The following is an 18,578-nucleotide window of genomic DNA, read 5'->3' as shown; positions in this document are numbered from 1 at the left end:
ACTCATTGACTCCGGGCAGGCTGCGAACGGCGGGTGCCAAGGTAGGCGGCAATCACCTCAGGGTTGTTGCGCACTTGCTCCGGTGTGCCATCGCCGATCTTGCGGCCGTAGTCGAGTACCACGACGTGATCGCTCAGGCCCATCACCACGCCGATGTCGTGTTCGATCAGAACCACGGTGGTGCCCAACTCACGGTTGATATCGCGGATGAACTGGCTCATTTCCAGTTTTTCCTGCGCGTTCATGCCCGCCATCGGCTCGTCCAGCAAGAGCAGTCGCGGTTCGGCCGCCAATGCCCGAGCCAGTTCGACGCGCTTTTGCAGGCCATAGGACAGCTTGCCGACCAAGGCGTGGCGCCACGGATGAATGCGCAAGAATTCGATCACCCGTTCGGCATGTTCGCGTTGCTCGTCATCTTCCGCCCCTGCCCGCCCGATGCGCAGCATCTGCTCGATCCAGGTGCTGCGGCGTTTGAGATTGCGACCGGTGAGCACGTTGTCGAGCACGCTCATGCCTTTGAACAACGCAATGTTCTGGAAGGTACGGGCGATGCCTCCTTCAGCGGCCTGATGCGGACGCATATGGTGTCGTGTTTGGCCCGCGTAGGTAATCGAGCCGCTTTGCGCTTGGTAGACGCCATTGATGACGTTGAGCAACGAACTTTTACCGGCGCCATTGGGGCCGATCAGGGCGCAGATTTCCCCGGTGGCCACTGCAAAGCTGATCGAGGTAACGGCTTTGACGCCCTTGAACGACAGAGAAATATCGTCAAGCGTCAATAACGGCACAGGAGCGACTGCTGTCATGGATCATGGCCCGTCAGGCAGATTGGGGAATGAGAGTGATCGCCGGCTCGGCCTGCACTTCAATATTTTCATCGTTGCGCAATGGCTGAGGATGTATACCCAGGGCCGCATAGAACACGGCGCTCTGTGGCGTCAGTGAATCCCCCACCAGCAACGCTGTACTCAAGCGACTCATGCCCAGCACATCGCGCAGCGGGCGGCGTATCAGCCAATAACCGAGTGCGCGGCGCAACAATCGGGGTCCGGGCTGCATCGCCCATTGGTAAAGCCGATGACTGAAACTGCCCGCCGGCGGCAAACGCTCTCTGGCCCAGCCTTCAAGACGTGCGTAGGACTCACGAGTGCCCAGCACCAAGGTCGGGCCGAGCTCACGTCGGTCGCTATCGCGAGTGCTCAGTGCCTCGGGAAAGTTCAGGCAAAAACCGGCCACCAGCCACGGCGCCAGCAGATAGCGAGCCTGTCCGCTGGCGGCAAACACTCGAGCAGCCAGGGCCTGATCCCGGTTCGTGAGATGTTCCCGGGCCACCAGTCGCCGCGCGTCGAACAACAGATCAGCGTCAGTCAATTGCACATCACGCTGGCCCTGGGGCGATGGCAAAATAAATGCGGGCCTGATCCCTCGGGCAACCGGCTGCGCAGATTCGCCGGCAACAGCGCCGAGCAATTGCTCGTAGGCGATCAGCCCCGGAATGCTGCCAACGCTCAGGCCGCGTTTGTCCAGGTAGATCAGCCGAACAGGTGCAGTCTGCTGCACTTGCAACACTTCATTCAGTCCTTGGGCAAATACCCATTCAGGCGTTTGCGCGAGCAGCCATTGACGATTATCCGTAGCCGGATCAAGCAGGCTGACGCTCCCGCCCAGCCATTGCGCGGCCAATGCCATCAGCAAGGCTTCAGCCTTCGCCTCGCTGACAATCACCAGTGTCTGCGTCGAAGCAAAACCTTGCTCGCGCAAGGCCGTCGCCAGACGCTGCACATCATCTGCCAGCTCGCGCCAGGTGCGTGCCTGCCAGATGCCGAGTCGTTTGTAGCGCAGGGCAATCTGCGCACCACGATTGTTCGCCTGCTGCAATAAAGCGTCGGCCAGCGAGTGGGTCATGTTGAACGTCCACGGTTAAAGGAACAGAAAATGCAACCTGATCAGCGACCCTGCATTCCTTGCCGGCTCATCCAACCACTGCTAGCCACGAGATGCCGCGAGTCTGACCCGCGACATCCTTTGCAACCTCACGCCGGCACGCCGAGTTTCTGTTCCACGGCGGCGGCTTCCAGCTCGCGCACCAGCGGCAGGACTTTTTCGCCGAAATACACGACCTCTTCCTGGAAGTGCAGAAACGCCGACAGCACCAGGTCGACCCCCACGGACTTGAGTTCGACGATGCGCTCGGCAATCTGCCGTGGCGTGCCGATCAGGTTAGTCTTGAAGCCATCGTTGTACTGCACCAGATCCTGGAAGGTGGACTTGGCCCAGTTGCCCTCGCCTTCAGGGCTGGACTTGCCCGCCTGTCTGGCCGCATCACCGAAGGCGTTGACGGCTTCCGGGTCGGCCTTGTCGATGATTTCGGCAAGCACGGCATGGGCTTCTTCTTCGGTGTCACGGGCGATGATGAACGCGTTGACCCCGACCTTCACCGAATGCCCGTTGGCAGCGGCCTTGGCACGGATGTCATCGACCTGGGCCTTGATCCCTTCCACGGTATTGCCGTTGGTGAAATACCAGTCGGACACCCGTGCCGCCATGTCCCGCGCGGCACGCGAGCTGCCGCCCTGGAAGATTTCCGGATGCGGTTGCTGGATCGGCTTGGGCCGCAGGTTGTAATCATGAAAGCGATAGAAGTCGCCTTTGAAGGTGAAGTTATCGGTGGTCCAGATGCCTTTGAGCGCACGGATGAATTCTTCGGAACGGCGATAACGCTCGTCGTGCTCAAGCCAGTGTTCACCAATCGCGGTGAACTCACCCTTGAACCAGCCGCTGACGATATTGACCGCCACACGCCCAGCGGTGAGCTGATCGATGGTTGCCAGTTGTTTGGCCGCCAGTGCCGGGTTCCACGGCCCTGGCAGAATCGCGGCGATGACCTTGAGTTTTTCGGTGGCCGCCAGCAACGCGTGACTGAACGCGACTGACTCATGCTGATATTCGGCACCGTAACCGGCGGTGAAACGGATCTGCGTCAAGGCATATTCGAATCCGGAACGTTCGGCGAGCTGAGCCAGTTTGCGGTTGTAGTCGATGGTCCAACTGGTGCGTTGTTCGATTTTGCTGACGACAAGGCCCCCACTTACATTGGGGACCCAGTAGGCAAACTTGACGGGTTGCTGACTCATATGAAACTCCTCGGATGGGAAGTTCCGAACGGCACGGCATTCGGATCGACAGGGTGCACAACACAAGGAGACATGAGCAGCAACCGTGCCATCGCAATAACTTCAATAAAAACAACAAGCTATTCAAAGCATGGGAATTTCGTCGCTGTACGGATAGTCGGCAAGCTGCTGAGCCACTGTTTGCCAGACAACAGCCACATCCTGAATCCGAAAACAAAACGCTTTAAAAACAGCCTGTTACGTTCAGGCATGGTGTATGCAACAGCGCATGGGACCCGTTCGTTCGGCTGATCGCCGATCAATTCGCCCCCAGGAGCACGCCATGACTGAGACGACAGCAGCAAACCCACTTTCGCTGGGAACCGACTACGAAACGCTCGCCAACCGCTTCCGTCCCATTTTCCGTGAGATCAGCGCCGGGACTGTCGAGCGCGAGAAAACCCGCGCCCTGCCCCACGAACAGATTGCCTGGCTCAAACAGGCCGGCTTCGGTGCCGTGCGGGTGCCAACGCAATACGGTGGCGCCGGGGCTTCCATTGGCCAGCTATTCGAACTGTTGATCGAGCTGGCCGAGGCCGATTCAAATATTGTTCAGGCGCTGCGAGCGCATTTCGCTTTTGTCGAAGACCGCTTGAACGCACCGCCCAGTGACGACCGCGATCAATGGTTCGCGCGTTTCGTGAAGGGTGACCTGGTCGGTAACGGATGGACGGAAGTGGGCAGCGTCAAGCTTGGCGACGTGATCACCAAGGTCACTGGCACAGGTGATCGCCTGTTGCTCAATGGCACCAAGTACTACAGCACCGGCAGCATTTTCGCCGACTGGATCGACGTCTATGCGCAACGAGCCGACACCGGCGCCGACGTCATCGCCGTGGTCGACGCCCGTCACCCTGGCGTGCGTCACAGCGATGACTGGGATGGGTTCGGTCAGCGCACCACCGGCAGCGGCACCTCGGTTTACGACAATGTGCCGTTGCCGGCCGAACACGTCATCCCGTTCGAAGAGCGCTTCAAATACCAGACGGCGTTTTACCAACTGGTGCTGCTGGCCGTGCTCGCCGGCATCGGTCGCGCGGTGGAGCGTGATATTGCCCGGGAAGTACGTGACCGCAAGCGGGTGTTCAGCCATGGCAATGCCGGTAGCGTCAGTGAGGACGCACAGATCCAGCAAGTGGTCGGCCAGATCGCCGCGCAGGTGTATGCGGCCCAGGCAGCGACCCTGCGTTCGGCCGCCCCCCTGCAACGCGCCTACGTGGCACGGTTCGGCAATGATGCCCAGGTCGAGAAGGCAGCCAACATCGATGCCGAAATCGAAACCGCCAAGGCGCAGGTGATCGTTTCGCAGCTGATTCTGAGCGCCGCCACAGACCTGTTCAACGCGCTGGGCGCCTCAGGTGTCAGCGTCAACAAGGCACTGGATCGCCATTGGCGCAATGCCCGGACAGCGGCCTCGCACAACCCGCTGGTCTACAAGGCACGGATCGTCGGCGACTGGCACATCAACGGCACCGAGCCGCCGTATGTCTGGCAGATTGGCAGCGGCAAAGCCTGACCTGAAAAGCACTGCCTGGAGCGCTTCCAGGCAGTGAGCGGGGCAAGTGGCACTGGCGTCTATCCACCCAATGCGTTCACCAGAATCGCCTGATTCTGCCACTGCGCGGTTTTGACCTGGGACAGGGCATTCTGCGCCGCCAGTTGCACCCGCTGCGCCTGCAACACGTCCAGGAACGGCGCCTCCCCTGCCCGCCAGGCTCGCTGAATCTGCTCGGTGGCAGAACTGGCCTGCGTGGCGGCGCTGGCGAGAAGGGCCTGACGCTCGGCATTGCGTTGAGCGGCAGCCAGGGCCGATTCGACTTCCGAAACGGCCGTCAATACCGTCCGCCGATAGCTCAGCAGTGCCTGCCGCGCCTCGGCATCCCGAAGGTCAACCACATTGCGCCGACGCCCACCATCGAACACCGGCACGCTGGCATTCACCCCTGCCAGCCAGAAGGTCGAGCTGGCCAGATTGGCGGCGCTCACACCATCGATCAATGTTCCCAGTGCCGCCGACAGACTAAGACGTGGCAGCAAATCCGCCCTGGCCACACCCACCCGGGCATAGGCTGCAATCACGCGCGCTTCCGCTGCGCGAATGTCTGCACGACGGCGCAACAGGTCGGCGGGCGTTCCGGCGTCCGGCAGCGATACCGTGGAAACATTGGCCCGGTTGTCCTTGAACTGTTGGTACAGCGCCTCGGTCGGTTGCGCGAGCAACACCGACAGCCGATGCAGCGAGCGCTGCCAGTTGAGTTGCAGCGCCGGCACCTGGGCCGCTGTGGAATCCGATTGCGACCGGGCGCGCAACACATCGGACTCCGGCGCATCCCCCGCCGCATACAGGCGCTCCGTCAGTTGCAAAGTTTCGGCTTGGCTGGCCGCGCTTTGCCGGATGATGGCCAGCCGCTCCTCCAGACCGCGCGCCTCGGCATAGGCCTGGACCACTTCCGAAATCAGCGCCACCCGCACACCGCGTGCCTCTTCGCCGGTGGCGTCGAGGTCGGCATCGGCGGCTCGCACGCCTTCGCGGATACGGCCGAACACGTCGATTTCCCAGGCTGCACTCGCCCCCAATGACAGCGGTTCGGTGATCAAGGAGTCCGTGTAACCCGCCTGGTCAGCAGAGATCCGCTGACGCGCCGCGCTCGCTGCAAGATCGACTTGCGCAGCGCCTGACGCTGCGCTGATGTTACGCAGTGCTCGCCCGGCATCAATGCGTGCCAAAGCGATTTGCAGGTCAAGGTTCTGCCCTTGGGCACGCTCGACGAGACGATCCAGCAACGGGTCCTGGTACAGCGTCCACCAACGATCGGCGACACCGACCGGGCGCTCCGTCGGTGTGTTGACGAAGCTGTCGACCGGCGGCTCGCTCTGGGGTGGCAGCACCTGCGAAGCGCAGGCGCTCAACAGCGCGGCGCCCAGCATCAGGCCCGGAATGCGAAGGAAGTTATTCATGAGCCAGACCCCGTTCACTTGCAAAAGATTGAGCCGGAGCCTTGCGTTCGCCCCCGGCCAGACGACGGATCATCACGTAGAAGACCGGAGTAAACAGCAGACCGAACAAGGTCACACCGATCATCCCGAAGAACACCGCCGAGCCCACGGCCTGACGCATTTCGGAACCTGCGCCTTCGGACATCACCAGCGGCAACACGCCAAGGATGAACGCCAGCGATGTCATCAGAATCGGCCGCAGGCGCAGGCGACAGGCTTCGACCACTGCCTCGACGATGCCTTGCCCCTCGCTCTCCTGCTGACGCGCGACTTCAACGATCAGAATCGCATTCTTCGCCGCCAGGCCGACCAGCACGATGAAACCGATCTGGGTCAGGATATTGATATCCAGGCCCATCAGGCGTACGCCACCGGCGGCCGCCAGCAGGCACATCGGCACGATCAGCAGGATCGCCAGGGGCAGACTCCAGCTGCCGTACTGCGCGGCCAGCACCAGATAGACAAAAATCACACACAGCGGGAATACCAACATGCCCGTGTTGCCGGCGGTGGTCTGCTGATAGCTCAGGTCAGTCCACTGATAAGTAATGCCGGCAGGCAGCGTTTCAGCGGCCAGACGCTCCATGGTCTTGATCGCGAACTCCGAACCCAGCCCTGGCAATGTATCGCCATTGACCTCGGCGGTCGGGAACAGGTTGTAACGGGGAAACCGCTCTACGCCGAGAGCTTCATGCAGGCGCGTGACGCTGGCAATCGGCACCATCTGCCCGGCCTCGTTACGGACTTTGACCCGGGCCAGGTCCTCCGGCGTGACCCTGTAGGGCAGATCGGCCTGAGCCGTGACACGGTAAGTTCGCCCCACCAGGTTGAAGTCGTTGATATAGCTCGAACCGAAGTAGGTTTCGATCGCCTGGTTGATCTGGCTGCTGGGCACACCGAGCATTTCGGCACGCTCGCGATCCAGTTCAACGAACACCTGTGGGGTTCTGGCCGAGAACGGTGAGTAGACACCGGTCATACCCTGAGTCGCGTTGGCGGCGCTGATCAAGTCCTCGGTTGCCTTGGCCAATGCTTCGGTACCCAGCCCCGCGCGATCCTGCAAGCGCATGGAAAAACCACCGGTGCTGCCGAGGCCTTGGACCGGTGGTGGCGTGGCGACAATCACTGACGCACCGCTGACTGCTTTCAGGCGCTCACGCAGATCCGCAGCGATTTTGTCAGACGTCAATCCGTGCAACTTGCGCTCCGACCACGGTTGGAACACCGGCGCCAGACCGGCCGAATTCGATGAACTGGTCCCGGTGACCATGGAGAAGCCGGAGAATGTAGGCACCCGATCCACGCCCGGTACTTGCAGGGCAATCGCCTCGATCTGTTGGGAGATTTCGTTGGTGCGCTCCAGCGAAGCGCCGTCGGGCAACTGCACGATAACCACCAGGTAGCCACGGTCCTGTGCAGGAATGAACCCCTTGGGCGTGGACACCAGCAAATACGCCGTCCCCGCAATCAATACCGCGTAGATCGCCAGCATCAGCGGCGTACGCGCCACCAACCCGCGCACGCTGTTCGCATAGGCGGTAGAGAGCCGCAGAAAACCACGGTTGAAGCCATCGGTGCCGCGTTTGAGCCAGCCCATCACGCCGGATTTGGCGGCTTGATGCTTCAGCGGTTCGTGGCGACGCAAAATCATTGCCGCCAGCGCTGGCGACAGGGTCACCGAGTTGAACAGTGAAATGGCCGTGGCCACTGCGATGGTGATCCCGAACTGACGGAAGAACTCACCGGAGATACCCGGAATGAACGCGGTCGGAATGAACACCGCACATAACACCAGGGTGATGGCGAACAGCGCACCGCCGATTTCCTGCATGGTAATCAGGGTCGCTTGCAACGGGGTCTTGCCTTCGGCCAGATGCCGTTCGACGTTTTCCACCACGACAATGGCGTTGTCGACCACGATCCCCACCGCCAGCACCAGGCCGAACAGCGTCAGGTTGTTGATCGAATAACCGAGCATTGCCATGACCGCGAAGGTGCCGACCAGCGACACCGGAATCGCCAGGATCGGAATGATCGACGCACGCCAGCCTTGCAGGAACAACAGGATCACCAGCACCACGAGAATGACGGCCTCGTAGATGGTCTTGCCCAACTCGCCAATGCTGTCGGCGATGAACGCAGTCGGGTTATAGCCGACGCTGTATTCGATGCCTTCAGGGAAATCCTTGCTCAGGGTCTGCAGGGTTTCTTCGACCACCTTCATGGTCGCCAGCGCGTTGGCACCCGGACGTTGCAGGACTTGCAGACCGATAGCCGGGTTGCGCAGATAGTAGGTGTTGTTGACGTAGGCCAGGCCGGCGATTTCCGTACGCGCCACATCCTTGAGTCGCACCAGCCGCCCCGCTGTACCGGACTTGATGACGATATTGTCGAAGTCCGCAGGCTCTTTCAGCCGGCCCTCGAAAATCAGGTTCGGCTGGAAGGCTTGCGAAGCCACTGGCGGCTGAGCAATCACGCCACCGGCGACCTGGGTGTTCTGCGCACGCACCGCGCCAATGATGTCGGCCGGTGTCAGGTTGAACGCAGCCACACGCTCCGGATCGAGCCAGATACGCATGGAGTATTCCCGTGCGCCCAGTGGATTGATGTCACCGACCCCATCGATACGCTTGAGCACATCGGCCACGTTACGGATCGCGAAGTTCGAGACATAGAGCTGATCGTAGGTGCCCTTGGGCGACGAGATGAAAATCGTCGACAACTGCGTCGGTGACGACTTGCGCACCGTCACCCCACTGCGTTGCACCGGCTCCGGCAGGCGCGGCGTGGCCAGCGCCACGCGGTTCTGCACCAGCACCTGAGCCTTGTCGACGTCAGTGCCACTTTTGAACGTGACGGTGAGGTTCAGGCTGCCATCAGACGTCGCCTGGCTGTACATATAGAGCATGTCTTCGACACCGTTGACTTCCTGCTCGATCGGAATCGCCAGCGTTTCCGCCACCGTCTGGGCAGAGGCACCAGGATAGGTCGCGGTGACCACCACGGTCGGTGGTGCGATGTCAGGGTATTCGGATGTCGGCAAGACCAGATAGGCGAGCCCGCCGACGATCAGCAATACGATCGACAACACGATTGCCAGCACCGGCTGCTCGATGGAAGTACGCCCAATGTTCATAGCGAGCCCTCCTGCTTCTCTGCTGCCTTGGTTGTCTGCGCCACCGCCAGTTCCCGGGCGGTAGCCGTGTCACCGGCGCGTACGCGCTGCAGACCATCGACGATCACCCGGTCCTGTTCCTGCAAACCGCTGGAGATTTCGCGCAGACCGTCGTGCAGTTTGCCGAGGGTCACCGGACGGATTTCCACTTTGTTCTGCGGGTTGAGCACGTAGACGACCTTGCGGGTCGCATCGACGCTGATCGCGGTATCCGGCAGAAGCAACGCCGGGTAAGCCGCCTGACTGGAGAACTGCACCCGGCCGAACTGGCCCGGACTCAGGCTCAGTGCCTGATTGCCGACCCGCGCGCGCTGGCGCAAGGTGCCGGTGGAGGGATCGAGGCGGTTATCGATAAAGTCCATGCGCCCGGTCATGCTCGGCTCGGTTTCTCCCGGCAAGGTGATCCGCACCTGGCTCTGATGGGGGCTGGCACCGACCTGACGGCGATATTTGAGATAGCTCTGCTCGTCGATATCGAAGTAGATATCGATCGGGTCGAGCGAGACGATGGTGGTCAACAATGTCGCACTGCTGTTGCCGCCATTGACCAGATTGCCCTCACTGATCAGCTTGCGGCTGATGCGTCCGCTCATCGGTGCGGTGATGCGAGTGAACTCCAGATCCAGCCTTGCGTTGCTCAGCGCACCTTCGGCGCTCAACACTTCGGCCTGCGCCGCCTGGCGCGCCTGCAAACGCTGATCGTAGAGGCTGCGGGCGATGGTTTTGGATTCGATCAGGACATGGGCGCGGGCGAACTCCTGCTCGGCCAAGGCCAATTGCGAACGCACTTGCGCCAGTTTGCCTTGAGCCTGTATCACAGCCGCCTGGAACGAGCGTGAGTCGATCACGAACAGCAAATCGCCCTTCTTGACGATGGCGCCGTCCTTGAACGCGACTTTCTCCAGATACCCGCTGACCCGCGAACGGACTTCGACCGAATCGGTGGCCTCGAAACGACCGGTAAAACTGTCCCAGTCAGTGATGACCGACTTGACCGGTTTGCTGACGGTGACGCTCGGCGCCGCTGGCGCGCTGCTGGCCTTGTCCGGCTCACAACCGCTCAAGGCCGCGATCAGGGCAAGGCTCACGGCGGACATGGCCAGGCCTTTGACCACACTGGATTTCAATGGGCAAGACACAGCCGACTTACCCGTTTTTGACGAGTTCACTTGAGTAATCTCCGAAGTTGGCCATTGAGTCATCGAACTTCAATGCCAAATGGATGGACTGAATCGGAAACTCAGGCCACCTGATTAAGAATCGACAAAGCACGAAGTGATCGGCTCAGTCTTCAGCTGCTTGTTCGTTGTGAGAGTTGTTACGTTCAACAAAAGCGCCGGACTCTTCAGCCTGTGCAGCCAACTGCGCAGTAAGCGTGAACAGCGCAACGATCAGGGCAACAGTCTTTTTGAAGTCATGCATGTGTGCGGTCTCAGTGGGTTTGGATGGAAAGAATTTTCCGTAACCACAGGGCGTGGATAAACCGCTGAAAATCGAAAAGAATTTTGACCGGGGGACAAGAACGCAGCGCGCCGACTGGTTGACCTGCCCGCCAGGTACTAGCCTGCATAGCTGACAGGCAAACCAACAACGCATGCAAAACACATGGAGTGTCATCCGCGCAGCCACGGTTGTCATGACAAGGAGTTCAAAAATGCCATTGGATAAAACGTGCTTCTCTCACGCCAAAGATTTTTCTGAATTCAAGCAGGCCAATTACCTGGGCCCAGGCAATGGGGTCACAGTGCTGACAATAGGTAGCGGGGGCATTTCTCACTCAGCGACCATTGAACCGGTCGACGAAGGCATGTGTTGGGCGTATTGCTGTTTATGGGTGCGGAACATCAAAGCCAACAAACGCTACAAGGTAACCACCCTCGACAATATTTCGGCATCAGAGATCCAGCGAGACATGATGTCGCGCCACTCGAGATCCGACACATCGAACGCCCTGATCCTGGCATTGGGCGGGCAACAGACCGCCCATGAAGATGTTCCCGGTTTATTGACCAGTGCTGACACCATTGCGGCGTGCTTGAACAGCTACGCAAAAGCGAAGGCGAACTTTCTGATGCTCACGCTCAAGGGCGGAACCCAATGGGCACATGCCGTTGTAGTGAAGCTCAATCGAAGCTCGACGGGGGGATACCTGAACTGGAGTTATCCCTGTGCAATGTTCGACCCCAACATCGGACAAGGCATGTACAACAATCACGCCGATATGGCGGCGGACATACTTGCCCTTAATCAGGCCTACTCGATAGATTTTGCCAGCCAGTCGGTGGTGACGTCGGTCAGGGCTCAATTGATCTCGTACAGCAGTGGGGTGAATTGAGGCTCGGCGTCGACCAACCGGAGTCAGCCCGGTAATCCCTTGCCCCGCTTGTCTCCCGCGCAGACGGAACAAAACGTTGTCCCCGCACGATGCTGGCTTTGCTCGTGTAACTCACCGGCGGCAGGGAGAAGTCTGTTCTCGCTGCCGCCGTTTTCGCTCTGGCTCAGCCTTCCTGCAAAGCCCGAGGACGCTGGCTGCGGGCTTCTGAATCCGCGCTTTCCGCGGCCTGCAACTGGAAGTTGAACTCCAGATCGGCGAAGCGCTTGCCTTCCAGACCACGGGCCTTCGCCGCCTCGGCGTCATCAACGAAGTTGAGCGTTCCGATCAGCCCGTCACGGGTGGCGTAGGCAAAATCATCCCAGAGGTACTCATCGCCGTTGAAGTTGATTTGCGTCGTCAAATGACGCTGGCCCGCTGCGGAAATGAAGAAGTGGATATGCGCCGGGCGCTGGCCGTGACGCCCCAGATGATTGAGCACTTCCTGCGTCGTGCCGCCTGGCGGGCAACCGTAGCCGCTCGGCACGATACTGCGGGCGCGATAGCGGCCCTGATCGTCGGTGACAATGCGTCGACGCAGATTGAACGCCGACTGGCTGGGGTCGAAATAGGAGTAAGTGCCGTGGGTGCTGGCGTGCCACACATCGACGATCGCGCCCGCCAACGGGTTGCCCCGCTCATCGAAAACCCGGCCATGCAGGTACATCGGCGTGCCCGGATCGGTGCCGTCGTCCATACGCGCCTCGCCTTGCGAAAGCGGCGCACCCGCCACGTAGAGCGGGCCTTCGATGGTGCGCGGGGTGCCCCCCGCCAGACCTGCCTGGGCATCTTTCGCGTCCTGGAGCAGATCGAGGAAATGCTCGATCCCCAGCCCCGCCACCAGCAACCCGGCCTCTTGATTGGCACCCATGCGGTTGAGGTAATCCACCGCTTTCCAGAACTCGTCGTCGGTGATTTCCAGGTCTTCAATCAGCCGCGCCGCATCCTGCAACACACGCAAAATGATCTGTTTGAAACGAGGGCTGCCCTGGTCGTTGTCGACACCGGCCACCTCCTGGAAGAACGTTTGTACCTCAGGCGTTTGCGAAATCTTCACGGTCATTTGTCATCACCTCATTATTCTTGTTGGCGCATTATCGATCAGTCGCGTGAATCGAGGACGGATGGCGGCAAAGGCCATCGACCTCGATGTCCATGTACGGAAACAGGGGCAATTGCATCAGGGTGTCATGCAGCGCCTCGACGCTCGGTACATCGAACACGCTGTAATTGGCGTAATGCCCGGCGATGCGCCACAGATGACGCCAGGTGCCTTCGCGTTGCAGCCGCTGCGCCAGTTCTTTCTCGTCAGCCTTGAGCTGCGCGGCCTTCGCCGGGTCCATGTCCAACGGAAGTTTTACGGTCATTTTTACGTGAAACAGCATGGGGGTTCTCCTTGATCAACGGCGAGCAAAACGACGCAGGCGTTCTTCATCCAGCGTCAGCCCCAGGCCGGGGGTGCGCGGAACATGAAGCTGGAAATCGCGGTAGACCGGCGGCTCGGTGACAATTTCCTCGGTCAGCAACAGCGGGCCGAACAGCTCGGTCGCCCAGGTCAGTTGATTGAGGGTAATGAAGGCGTGAGCCGAAGCCAGAGTGCCAATGGCGCCTTCGAGCATGGTGCCGCCGTACAGCGCGACGCCCGCAGCCTCGGCAATCTGCGCGGTACGCAGCACCGCACGTGGGCCGCCATTCTTGGCGATCTTCAGGGCGAATACGCTGGCGGCGCCGTCGATGACCAGACTCAACGCGTCCTCGACACTTTCAATCGACTCATCAGCCATGATCGGCGCCGGGCTGCTTTGATTCAGCCGCACCTGGCCGGAACGATTGGTACGGGCAATGGGCTGCTCGATAAGATCGACACCGTTGTCACCGAGAATCCTGCACGCCCGCAGCGCCTGTGACTCATTCCAGTATTGATTGACGTCAACGCGCACACTGGCGCGATCGCCCAGGGCTTTCTTGATGGCGATGACGTGCGCCAGATCCTGATCGACAGGGTTGGCGCCGATTTTCAGTTTGAAGATTCGATGGCGACGAATATCGAGCATCTGCTCGGCCTCGGCGATGTCCCGGGCGGTATCGCCGGAGGCCAGCGTCCAGGCCACTTCCAGGCTGTCCCGTACACGCCCGCCGAGCAGTTCGCTGACCGCCAGGCCCAGGCGCTTGCCCTGCGCATCCAGCAACGCGCTTTCGAGGCCGGACTTGGCGAACGTGTTGCCCTTGGCGATCTTGTCCAGTTTCAGCATGGCGGCGTTGATGTTACCCGCCTCCATACCTTTCAAGGCAGGCGCCAGATGAGCGTCGATGTTTTGCTTGATGCTTTCCGGGCTTTCGTAACCGTAGGCCAGGCCACCGATGGTGGTGGACTCGCCGATGCCTTCCACACCGTCCGAGCAACGTACCCGGATGATGACCAGGGTCTGCTGCTGCATAGTGTGCATCGCCAGCTTGTGCGGACGAATGGTCGGAAGATCGACAATGAGGGTCTCAACGCGTTCGATCACAGCATGTGTCATTGCAGGCATCCAGGACTTGATGGCTCCGTCCGCCATGGGGCGCGTGGGAGCTGTTGTATTTATTCGGCCCCTGAAGCATTGCGTGGCAGGGCCGTTTACGTCCAATATCGATTGAATATCCTTGTATACCCGGGAGGTATGATGGAGCTTCGACATCTGCGTTACTTTCAGGCGCTGGCGCAGACACTGAGCTTCACGCGGGCCGCCGAGCAGTTGCACATGGCGCAGCCACCGCTCAGCCGCCAGATCAGTCAACTGGAAGATTTGCTGGGCACCCCGCTGGTGGTGCGCGAACGCCCATTGCGCCTGACCGAGGCCGGGCGTTTTTTCTACGAGCAGAGCGGCAGTCTGCTGCTGCAGCTCAACAGGATTGCCGAAAATACCCGGCGCATCGGCCTGGGGCAGCGCCACTGGCTGGGTATCGGCTTCGCGCCCTCGACCCTGTACGGCGTCCTCCCCGAACTGATCCGCGAACTGCGGCTCGACACCGAACTGGAACTGGGCCTCAACGAGATGACCACCCTGCAACAGGTCGAAGCGTTGAAGGCAGGGCGAATCGATATCGGTTTCGGACGCATTCGGATCGACGACCCCGCCATCCAGCAGATCGTCATCACCGAAGACCCGCTGGTTGCCGTGCTGCCGGCGGGTCATCGATTGCGTGGAGCGCCGGCATCGCTGGCCACGTTGGCCGAGGAATCGTTCATCCTCTACCCGGCCAACCCTCGCCCCAGCTACGCCGACCACCTCATCGCCCTCTTCGCCAACCATGGGCTGGGGATTCGCGTCGAACAGTGGACCAACGAACTGCAAACCGCGATCGGCCTGGTGGCGGCCGGCATCGGAATCGCAATCGTGCCTGCCTCGGTGCAACAGCAACATCGCACCGACATCGACTATGTGCCGATCATCGAGCCTGAGGCGGTGTCCCCGATCATCATCAGCCGCCGGATTGGCGATATGAGCGTGATCGTTCAGAGGTGCATGGCGCTGATTGAGAAGACCGATCAGCGCACGGCATGCGAGGGCTGACAGCGAGAGGCAAGGCTGTGCTCAGTCAGCACCCGGTGCCTGGGCCGTTGATTGATCTTTGCCTCCATACCCAGTAAAAAACCCTCTCCCCTTTTGCCCTTGCAAGGAGCACCGGATGCTCGAACTCACCACGGAACGCCTCGACCTGCGCACGATGGTCGAAGCCGACTGGCCGCTGTTTCTCAGGCTGCATTCCGAGCCGCAAACCATGCAGTATGTGTTCGGCGAAATTGCCGAGGAGCAGATTCGCAAAGGCTTCGAGCATCGGCTCCCGGCGTGGGGGCCGCAGTCGGATCACTGGTTGTGTCTGGTGGTGATCGACAAGGCCAGCGGGCAGGAACTGGGAGTGACCGGTTTGCGGATTCTGTCGCCGGGACATGCCGAGGTGGGTTGTCTGCTGTTGCCGGAACATCAGGGCAAGGGCTTTGGCACCGAGTCGCGCCAGGCGATCATCGACTATGCTGCGGCCATCGGACTCGACTCACTGGAGTCGACCGTGACCGACGGCAATATCGCGTCCTGCAAAGTTCTGGAGAAATGCGGCTTCGTGTTCGAACGCCGTGTGCCGCAGGCCTATCAGATTGGCGACCGATGGTTTGACGACCTGATCTACCGCTATCAAATCAGCTGACCCTTTTTCTCCGCGACCCGCCAAGGAGGCCTCTCGTCGTGAATCCCTATCAATGCCTGCCGCCCCGCGCCTTCTGGCGCACGGCCGTGGCCGACAAGTCCGTGCAGGACATCAGTGAACTCTGGACCCCGGAATTCGAGATCGGCAACAAGGACACCATCGTCACCGCCGGCTCGTGTTTTGCCCAGCATATCGGCCGGGCGCTGGTGGAACGCGGGATGAACTGGCTGGACGCGGAACCGGCCCCGGCCGGGTTGCCGGAGGCCGACTGGAAAGCCCGCAACTACGGCGTGTTTTCCTTCCGTACCGGCAACCTGTACACCCCGGCGATGTTGCGCCAGTGGCTCGAATGGGCGTTGGGTGTGTGCCCGCCCTCCAGCGAAATCTGGACTCACGACGGACGCTTTTATGACCCGTTCCGCCCGGCTGTGGAACCAGAAGGTTTTGCCAGCGAGCAGGCGTTGCTTGAATCCCGCGAGGCAACCCTGGCAGCCATCCGCACGGCCATCACCCGCGCCAGGGTGTTCGTGTTCACCCTCGGCCTGACCGAAGCCTGGGAGCATCGTCAGACCGCCCTGCTTTATCCCGTGTGCCCCGGCACCGTGCGCGGCAGCTTCGATCCGCAGCTTCACCGGTTTCGCAATTTCGGCTTTCTCGATACCTATCGCGAGATGACCAGAGCGCTGGAACTGATGCGTTCGGTCAATCCGCAACTGCGTCTGTTGCTCACCGTTTCGCCGGTGCCGTTGACCGCGACCGCCACCGGACAACATGCGTTGAGCGCCACCACTTACTCGAAATCGGTGCTGCGCGCCGTCGCCGGGCAACTCTGCGAGGACCTGAACGACGTCGATTATTTCCCGTCCTACGAAATCATCACCGGCACGCCGTTCAAGGGCGCCTTCTACCAGCCCAACCAACGGGAAGTCACCCCGGATGGCGTGGCGTTCGTCATGCGGCAGTTTTTCGCCGGGCTCGACGCCGTGCAGTCGGTGCAAACATCGGCCGGCGCGCCCTCCACTTCCGTGTCCAGCGAGGATCTTGTCTGTGAAGACGCCGTACTCGACTACTACGCCTAGATTCCTGCTGTTGGGCGACTCCCATGCCGGTGTCATCGGCAAAGCGGCGCAGGCTCGTCAGGTGCCTTTCAGCGGTGGCCCGCTGGGGACCGGACGGGATTTCGCCGTCGACTTCTTCAGCCTGACCCGCCAGGACGTGGTCTTTCGGGATGCCGAGATGCAGCGCCTGTACCGCCAGGCCCTCGAACCGTTCGCCGTGCCACAACTGGCCCATGTAGCGGTGCCGCTGGTGAGTACTTTGGGCCTGAGCCTGCACTACCTCGCCACGGCGCCAAACTGGACCTGTTACCAGACCCCGGACGGTGAGTTCGACGAAGGTTTTTTCGCCGGGCCATTGTTCGCATCCATCATCGATACCCTGTCCCGGCCCGCGCTGGCCTTCTACGAACAGGCGCTGGCACTGAACCTGAAGGTGTTCGCCGTGCTGCCACCGCAACGGGTGCCGGAGCTGTCCAACCCGCAAGTGTTCATGGCCGCCCAGCGGCTGCTGATCGAGAGTCTGCACAGCCTCGGCGTCGAGCTGATCGATGTGCGCGCGTCGGCGAACGATGAACACGGCTTCCAGCAACCGGCGTTCTGCGAAGTGGATGACCCGCTGCACGGCAATCTGGCGTTTGGCGTGTTGATCGTCGAACAACTGCTCCGGCGCGGCCTCTAGAGGCCCGCTCTCACAAGGGCAACCCATTCCAATGTGAAAGCGTTGCGGCTCAAGCCTTGGGCTGTGTCCCCAGGATCGTCACCCGCTCGCCATAACGCGAATGCGGGAAATAGTCCCAGACCGCGTGATGCTGGGTGCAGCGGTTGTCCCAGAACACCAGGGTGTTCGGCGCCCAGCGCACGCGGCAACTGAGCACCGGTTCCCGGGCGACCAGATCGAACAGCATGTTCAGCAGCACCTGACTTTCGCCTTCGGACAACTGGACGATGTGCGAAGTGAATCCAGAATTGACGAACAACGACTTGCGCCCGGTTTCCGGGTGGCGGATCACCACCGGATGTTCGGTTCTGGGCAGGTTGTCCGGCGCCTTATAGCCCTTCCACGGAATCGCGCCATCGTGGATCGCCGTCAGCTCACCGAGAAACTGCTGCATCGTCGGCGAGAGCATTTCGATCGCCAGGTGCATGTTGGCAAACAGCGTATCGCCGCCGGTGCCAATGGCCGGGGTTTCCTTGACGTACAGCATCGAGCCCATGGACGGCGCCAGGTCCGCCGTACCGTCGGTGTGCCAGGTTTCGCCGGCGACGTAGCGCGACTGGGCATTGGCGCGGATCACCACCAGCTCCGGGTCATCGCCGTCGATGTCCTCCACCGGTAAAGCACGCAGCTCACCGAACAGCCGACCAAACGCCTTGTGCTCGTCCACCGTCAGATGCTGGTCGCGAAACACCAACACATGATTCTCCAGAAAGGCCCGGCGGATTTCCGCGAGTTGCTCGTCATTCAGCGGCTGCGCAAGATCAACGCCGCTGATTTCGGCGCCGATGATCGGCGTGATCCGCTCAACACGAATGCGCTGGTACGGCGCGCGCTTTTCTGCGGCGATGCGCTCGATTGCCTTGAGTGCCAATTGATCCATGTTCCCTCACCTTTTTATTGA

At 60.8% G+C, this 18,578-nt stretch carries 18 protein-coding genes; 7 read left to right on the top strand and 11 right to left on the bottom strand.

The window, feature by feature from the left end:
- Nucleotides 1-2 precede the first annotated feature (2 nt).
- The 3 genes from KVQ74_RS25650 to sfnG all read right to left on the bottom strand — a co-directional run bounded on the left by KVQ74_RS25650 (nt 3) and on the right by sfnG (nt 3,134).
- Nucleotides 3-806 carry an ABC transporter ATP-binding protein gene (locus tag KVQ74_RS25650; RefSeq protein ID WP_217834160.1) on the bottom strand — a complete coding sequence of 268 codons (804 nt, stop codon included), beginning with the start codon at nt 804-806 and terminating at the stop codon, nt 3-5.
- Nucleotides 807-819: 13 nt separating this feature from the next.
- On the bottom strand, nt 820-1,905 hold the full coding sequence (locus KVQ74_RS25645) for an AMP-binding protein (RefSeq protein ID WP_217834159.1): 1,086 nt from the start codon (nt 1,903-1,905) through the stop codon (nt 820-822).
- Nucleotides 1,906-2,033: 128 nt separating this feature from the next.
- Nucleotides 2,034-3,134, bottom strand: a complete 1,101-nt coding sequence (gene sfnG, locus KVQ74_RS25640) for a dimethylsulfone monooxygenase SfnG (RefSeq protein WP_217834158.1) — start codon at nt 3,132-3,134, stop codon at nt 2,034-2,036.
- Nucleotides 3,135-3,206: 72 nt separating this feature from the next.
- Between sfnG and KVQ74_RS25635 the strand changes: the two genes are divergently transcribed.
- Complete coding sequence (locus KVQ74_RS25635) at nt 3,207-3,425, top strand: hypothetical protein (protein WP_217834157.1); 219 nt, start codon at nt 3,207-3,209, stop codon at nt 3,423-3,425.
- Between the two features lie 31 nt (nt 3,426-3,456).
- Nucleotides 3,457-4,689 carry an acyl-CoA dehydrogenase family protein gene (locus tag KVQ74_RS25630; RefSeq protein ID WP_217834156.1) on the top strand — a complete coding sequence of 411 codons (1,233 nt, stop codon included), beginning with the start codon at nt 3,457-3,459 and terminating at the stop codon, nt 4,687-4,689.
- A 59-nt stretch (nt 4,690-4,748) separates the two neighbouring features.
- On the opposite strand, the gene KVQ74_RS25625 is transcribed toward KVQ74_RS25630, so the two are convergent.
- From KVQ74_RS25625 to KVQ74_RS25610, 4 genes are all read right to left on the bottom strand, one after another.
- Nucleotides 4,749-6,131 carry an efflux transporter outer membrane subunit gene (locus KVQ74_RS25625; RefSeq protein WP_217834155.1) on the bottom strand — a complete coding sequence of 461 codons (1,383 nt, stop codon included), beginning with the start codon at nt 6,129-6,131 and terminating at the stop codon, nt 4,749-4,751.
- Nucleotides 6,124-9,306, bottom strand: coding sequence for an efflux RND transporter permease subunit (locus KVQ74_RS25620; RefSeq protein WP_217834154.1), 3,183 nt, complete (start codon nt 9,304-9,306; stop codon nt 6,124-6,126). The genes KVQ74_RS25625 and KVQ74_RS25620 overlap by 8 nt, the downstream gene beginning before the upstream one ends.
- Nucleotides 9,303-10,442, bottom strand: coding sequence for an efflux RND transporter periplasmic adaptor subunit (locus KVQ74_RS25615; protein ID WP_217834183.1), 1,140 nt, complete (start codon nt 10,440-10,442; stop codon nt 9,303-9,305). Before KVQ74_RS25615 ends, KVQ74_RS25620 begins: the two co-directional genes overlap by 4 nt.
- A 187-nt stretch (nt 10,443-10,629) precedes the next feature.
- Complete coding sequence (locus tag KVQ74_RS25610) at nt 10,630-10,767, bottom strand: hypothetical protein (protein WP_217834153.1); 138 nt, start codon at nt 10,765-10,767, stop codon at nt 10,630-10,632.
- A 232-nt stretch (nt 10,768-10,999) separates the two neighbouring features.
- Between KVQ74_RS25610 and KVQ74_RS25605 the strand changes: the two genes are divergently transcribed.
- Complete coding sequence (locus KVQ74_RS25605; RefSeq protein ID WP_217834152.1) at nt 11,000-11,680, top strand: hypothetical protein; 681 nt, start codon at nt 11,000-11,002, stop codon at nt 11,678-11,680.
- Between the two features lie 163 nt (nt 11,681-11,843).
- Here KVQ74_RS25605 and catA read toward each other — a convergent pair whose 3' ends face one another.
- Genes catA through KVQ74_RS25590 form a run of 3 tightly spaced genes read right to left on the bottom strand, consistent with a single transcriptional unit; the run spans nt 11,844 to nt 14,238 of the window.
- Nucleotides 11,844-12,779 carry a catechol 1,2-dioxygenase gene (catA, locus tag KVQ74_RS25600; protein WP_217834151.1) on the bottom strand — a complete coding sequence of 312 codons (936 nt, stop codon included), beginning with the start codon at nt 12,777-12,779 and terminating at the stop codon, nt 11,844-11,846.
- Between the two features lie 31 nt (nt 12,780-12,810).
- A complete protein-coding gene (gene catC / locus KVQ74_RS25595; RefSeq protein ID WP_217834150.1) occupies nt 12,811-13,101 on the bottom strand; it encodes a muconolactone Delta-isomerase in 291 nt (96 codons plus the stop codon).
- 15 nt (nt 13,102-13,116) lie between these two features.
- Nucleotides 13,117-14,238 (bottom strand): muconate cycloisomerase family protein, encoded by a 1,122-nt coding sequence (locus KVQ74_RS25590; RefSeq protein ID WP_217834149.1) that lies wholly within the window; start codon nt 14,236-14,238, stop codon nt 13,117-13,119.
- Nucleotides 14,239-14,379: 141 nt separating this feature from the next.
- On the opposite strand from KVQ74_RS25590, the gene KVQ74_RS25585 reads away from it, so the two are divergent.
- The 4 genes from KVQ74_RS25585 to KVQ74_RS25570 all read left to right on the top strand — a co-directional run bounded on the left by KVQ74_RS25585 (nt 14,380) and on the right by KVQ74_RS25570 (nt 17,638).
- Entirely contained in the window at nt 14,380-15,270 is an 891-nt protein-coding gene (locus tag KVQ74_RS25585; protein WP_217834148.1) for a LysR family transcriptional regulator, read from the top strand.
- 115 nt (nt 15,271-15,385) lie between these two features.
- Nucleotides 15,386-15,901, top strand: coding sequence for a GNAT family N-acetyltransferase (locus KVQ74_RS25580; RefSeq protein WP_217834147.1), 516 nt, complete (start codon nt 15,386-15,388; stop codon nt 15,899-15,901).
- Nucleotides 15,902-15,939: 38 nt separating this feature from the next.
- A complete protein-coding gene (locus KVQ74_RS25575; protein ID WP_217834146.1) occupies nt 15,940-16,980 on the top strand; it encodes a GSCFA domain-containing protein in 1,041 nt (346 codons plus the stop codon).
- Nucleotides 16,949-17,638 carry a hypothetical protein gene (locus tag KVQ74_RS25570; protein WP_217834145.1) on the top strand — a complete coding sequence of 230 codons (690 nt, stop codon included), beginning with the start codon at nt 16,949-16,951 and terminating at the stop codon, nt 17,636-17,638. The genes KVQ74_RS25575 and KVQ74_RS25570 overlap by 32 nt, the downstream gene beginning before the upstream one ends.
- Nucleotides 17,639-17,687: 49 nt before the next feature.
- Here KVQ74_RS25570 and KVQ74_RS25565 read toward each other — a convergent pair whose 3' ends face one another.
- A complete protein-coding gene (locus KVQ74_RS25565) occupies nt 17,688-18,557 on the bottom strand; it encodes a TauD/TfdA dioxygenase family protein (RefSeq protein WP_217834144.1) in 870 nt (289 codons plus the stop codon).
- Between the last annotated feature and the right edge of the window lie 21 nt (nt 18,558-18,578).

Source organism: Pseudomonas botevensis, from assembly GCF_019145475.1.
Taxonomy (GTDB): domain Bacteria; phylum Pseudomonadota; class Gammaproteobacteria; order Pseudomonadales; family Pseudomonadaceae; genus Aquipseudomonas; species Aquipseudomonas botevensis.
Note: the sequence above shows the minus strand (reverse complement) of the source record. Positions and strands in the feature narration are given on the sequence as shown.

Coding starts and splice junctions, on each gene's coding strand:
- KVQ74_RS25650 (WP_217834160.1), bottom strand. CDS start 806: ATGACAGCAGTCGCTCCTGTGCCGTTATTGACGCTTGACGATATTTCT.
- KVQ74_RS25645 (WP_217834159.1), bottom strand. CDS start 1,905: ATGACCCACTCGCTGGCCGACGCTTTATTGCAGCAGGCGAACAATCGT.
- sfnG (WP_217834158.1), bottom strand. CDS start 3,134: ATGAGTCAGCAACCCGTCAAGTTTGCCTACTGGGTCCCCAATGTAAGT.
- KVQ74_RS25635 (WP_217834157.1), top strand. CDS start 3,207: ATGAGCAGCAACCGTGCCATCGCAATAACTTCAATAAAAACAACAAGC.
- KVQ74_RS25630 (WP_217834156.1), top strand. CDS start 3,457: ATGACTGAGACGACAGCAGCAAACCCACTTTCGCTGGGAACCGACTAC.
- KVQ74_RS25625 (WP_217834155.1), bottom strand. CDS start 6,131: ATGAATAACTTCCTTCGCATTCCGGGCCTGATGCTGGGCGCCGCGCTG.
- KVQ74_RS25620 (WP_217834154.1), bottom strand. CDS start 9,306: ATGAACATTGGGCGTACTTCCATCGAGCAGCCGGTGCTGGCAATCGTG.
- KVQ74_RS25615 (WP_217834183.1), bottom strand. CDS start 10,442: ATGTCCGCCGTGAGCCTTGCCCTGATCGCGGCCTTGAGCGGTTGTGAG.
- KVQ74_RS25610 (WP_217834153.1), bottom strand. CDS start 10,767: ATGCATGACTTCAAAAAGACTGTTGCCCTGATCGTTGCGCTGTTCACG.
- KVQ74_RS25605 (WP_217834152.1), top strand. CDS start 11,000: ATGCCATTGGATAAAACGTGCTTCTCTCACGCCAAAGATTTTTCTGAA.
- catA (WP_217834151.1), bottom strand. CDS start 12,779: ATGACCGTGAAGATTTCGCAAACGCCTGAGGTACAAACGTTCTTCCAG.
- catC (WP_217834150.1), bottom strand. CDS start 13,101: ATGCTGTTTCACGTAAAAATGACCGTAAAACTTCCGTTGGACATGGAC.
- KVQ74_RS25590 (WP_217834149.1), bottom strand. CDS start 14,238: ATGACACATGCTGTGATCGAACGCGTTGAGACCCTCATTGTCGATCTT.
- KVQ74_RS25585 (WP_217834148.1), top strand. CDS start 14,380: ATGGAGCTTCGACATCTGCGTTACTTTCAGGCGCTGGCGCAGACACTG.
- KVQ74_RS25580 (WP_217834147.1), top strand. CDS start 15,386: ATGCTCGAACTCACCACGGAACGCCTCGACCTGCGCACGATGGTCGAA.
- KVQ74_RS25565 (WP_217834144.1), bottom strand. CDS start 18,557: ATGGATCAATTGGCACTCAAGGCAATCGAGCGCATCGCCGCAGAAAAG.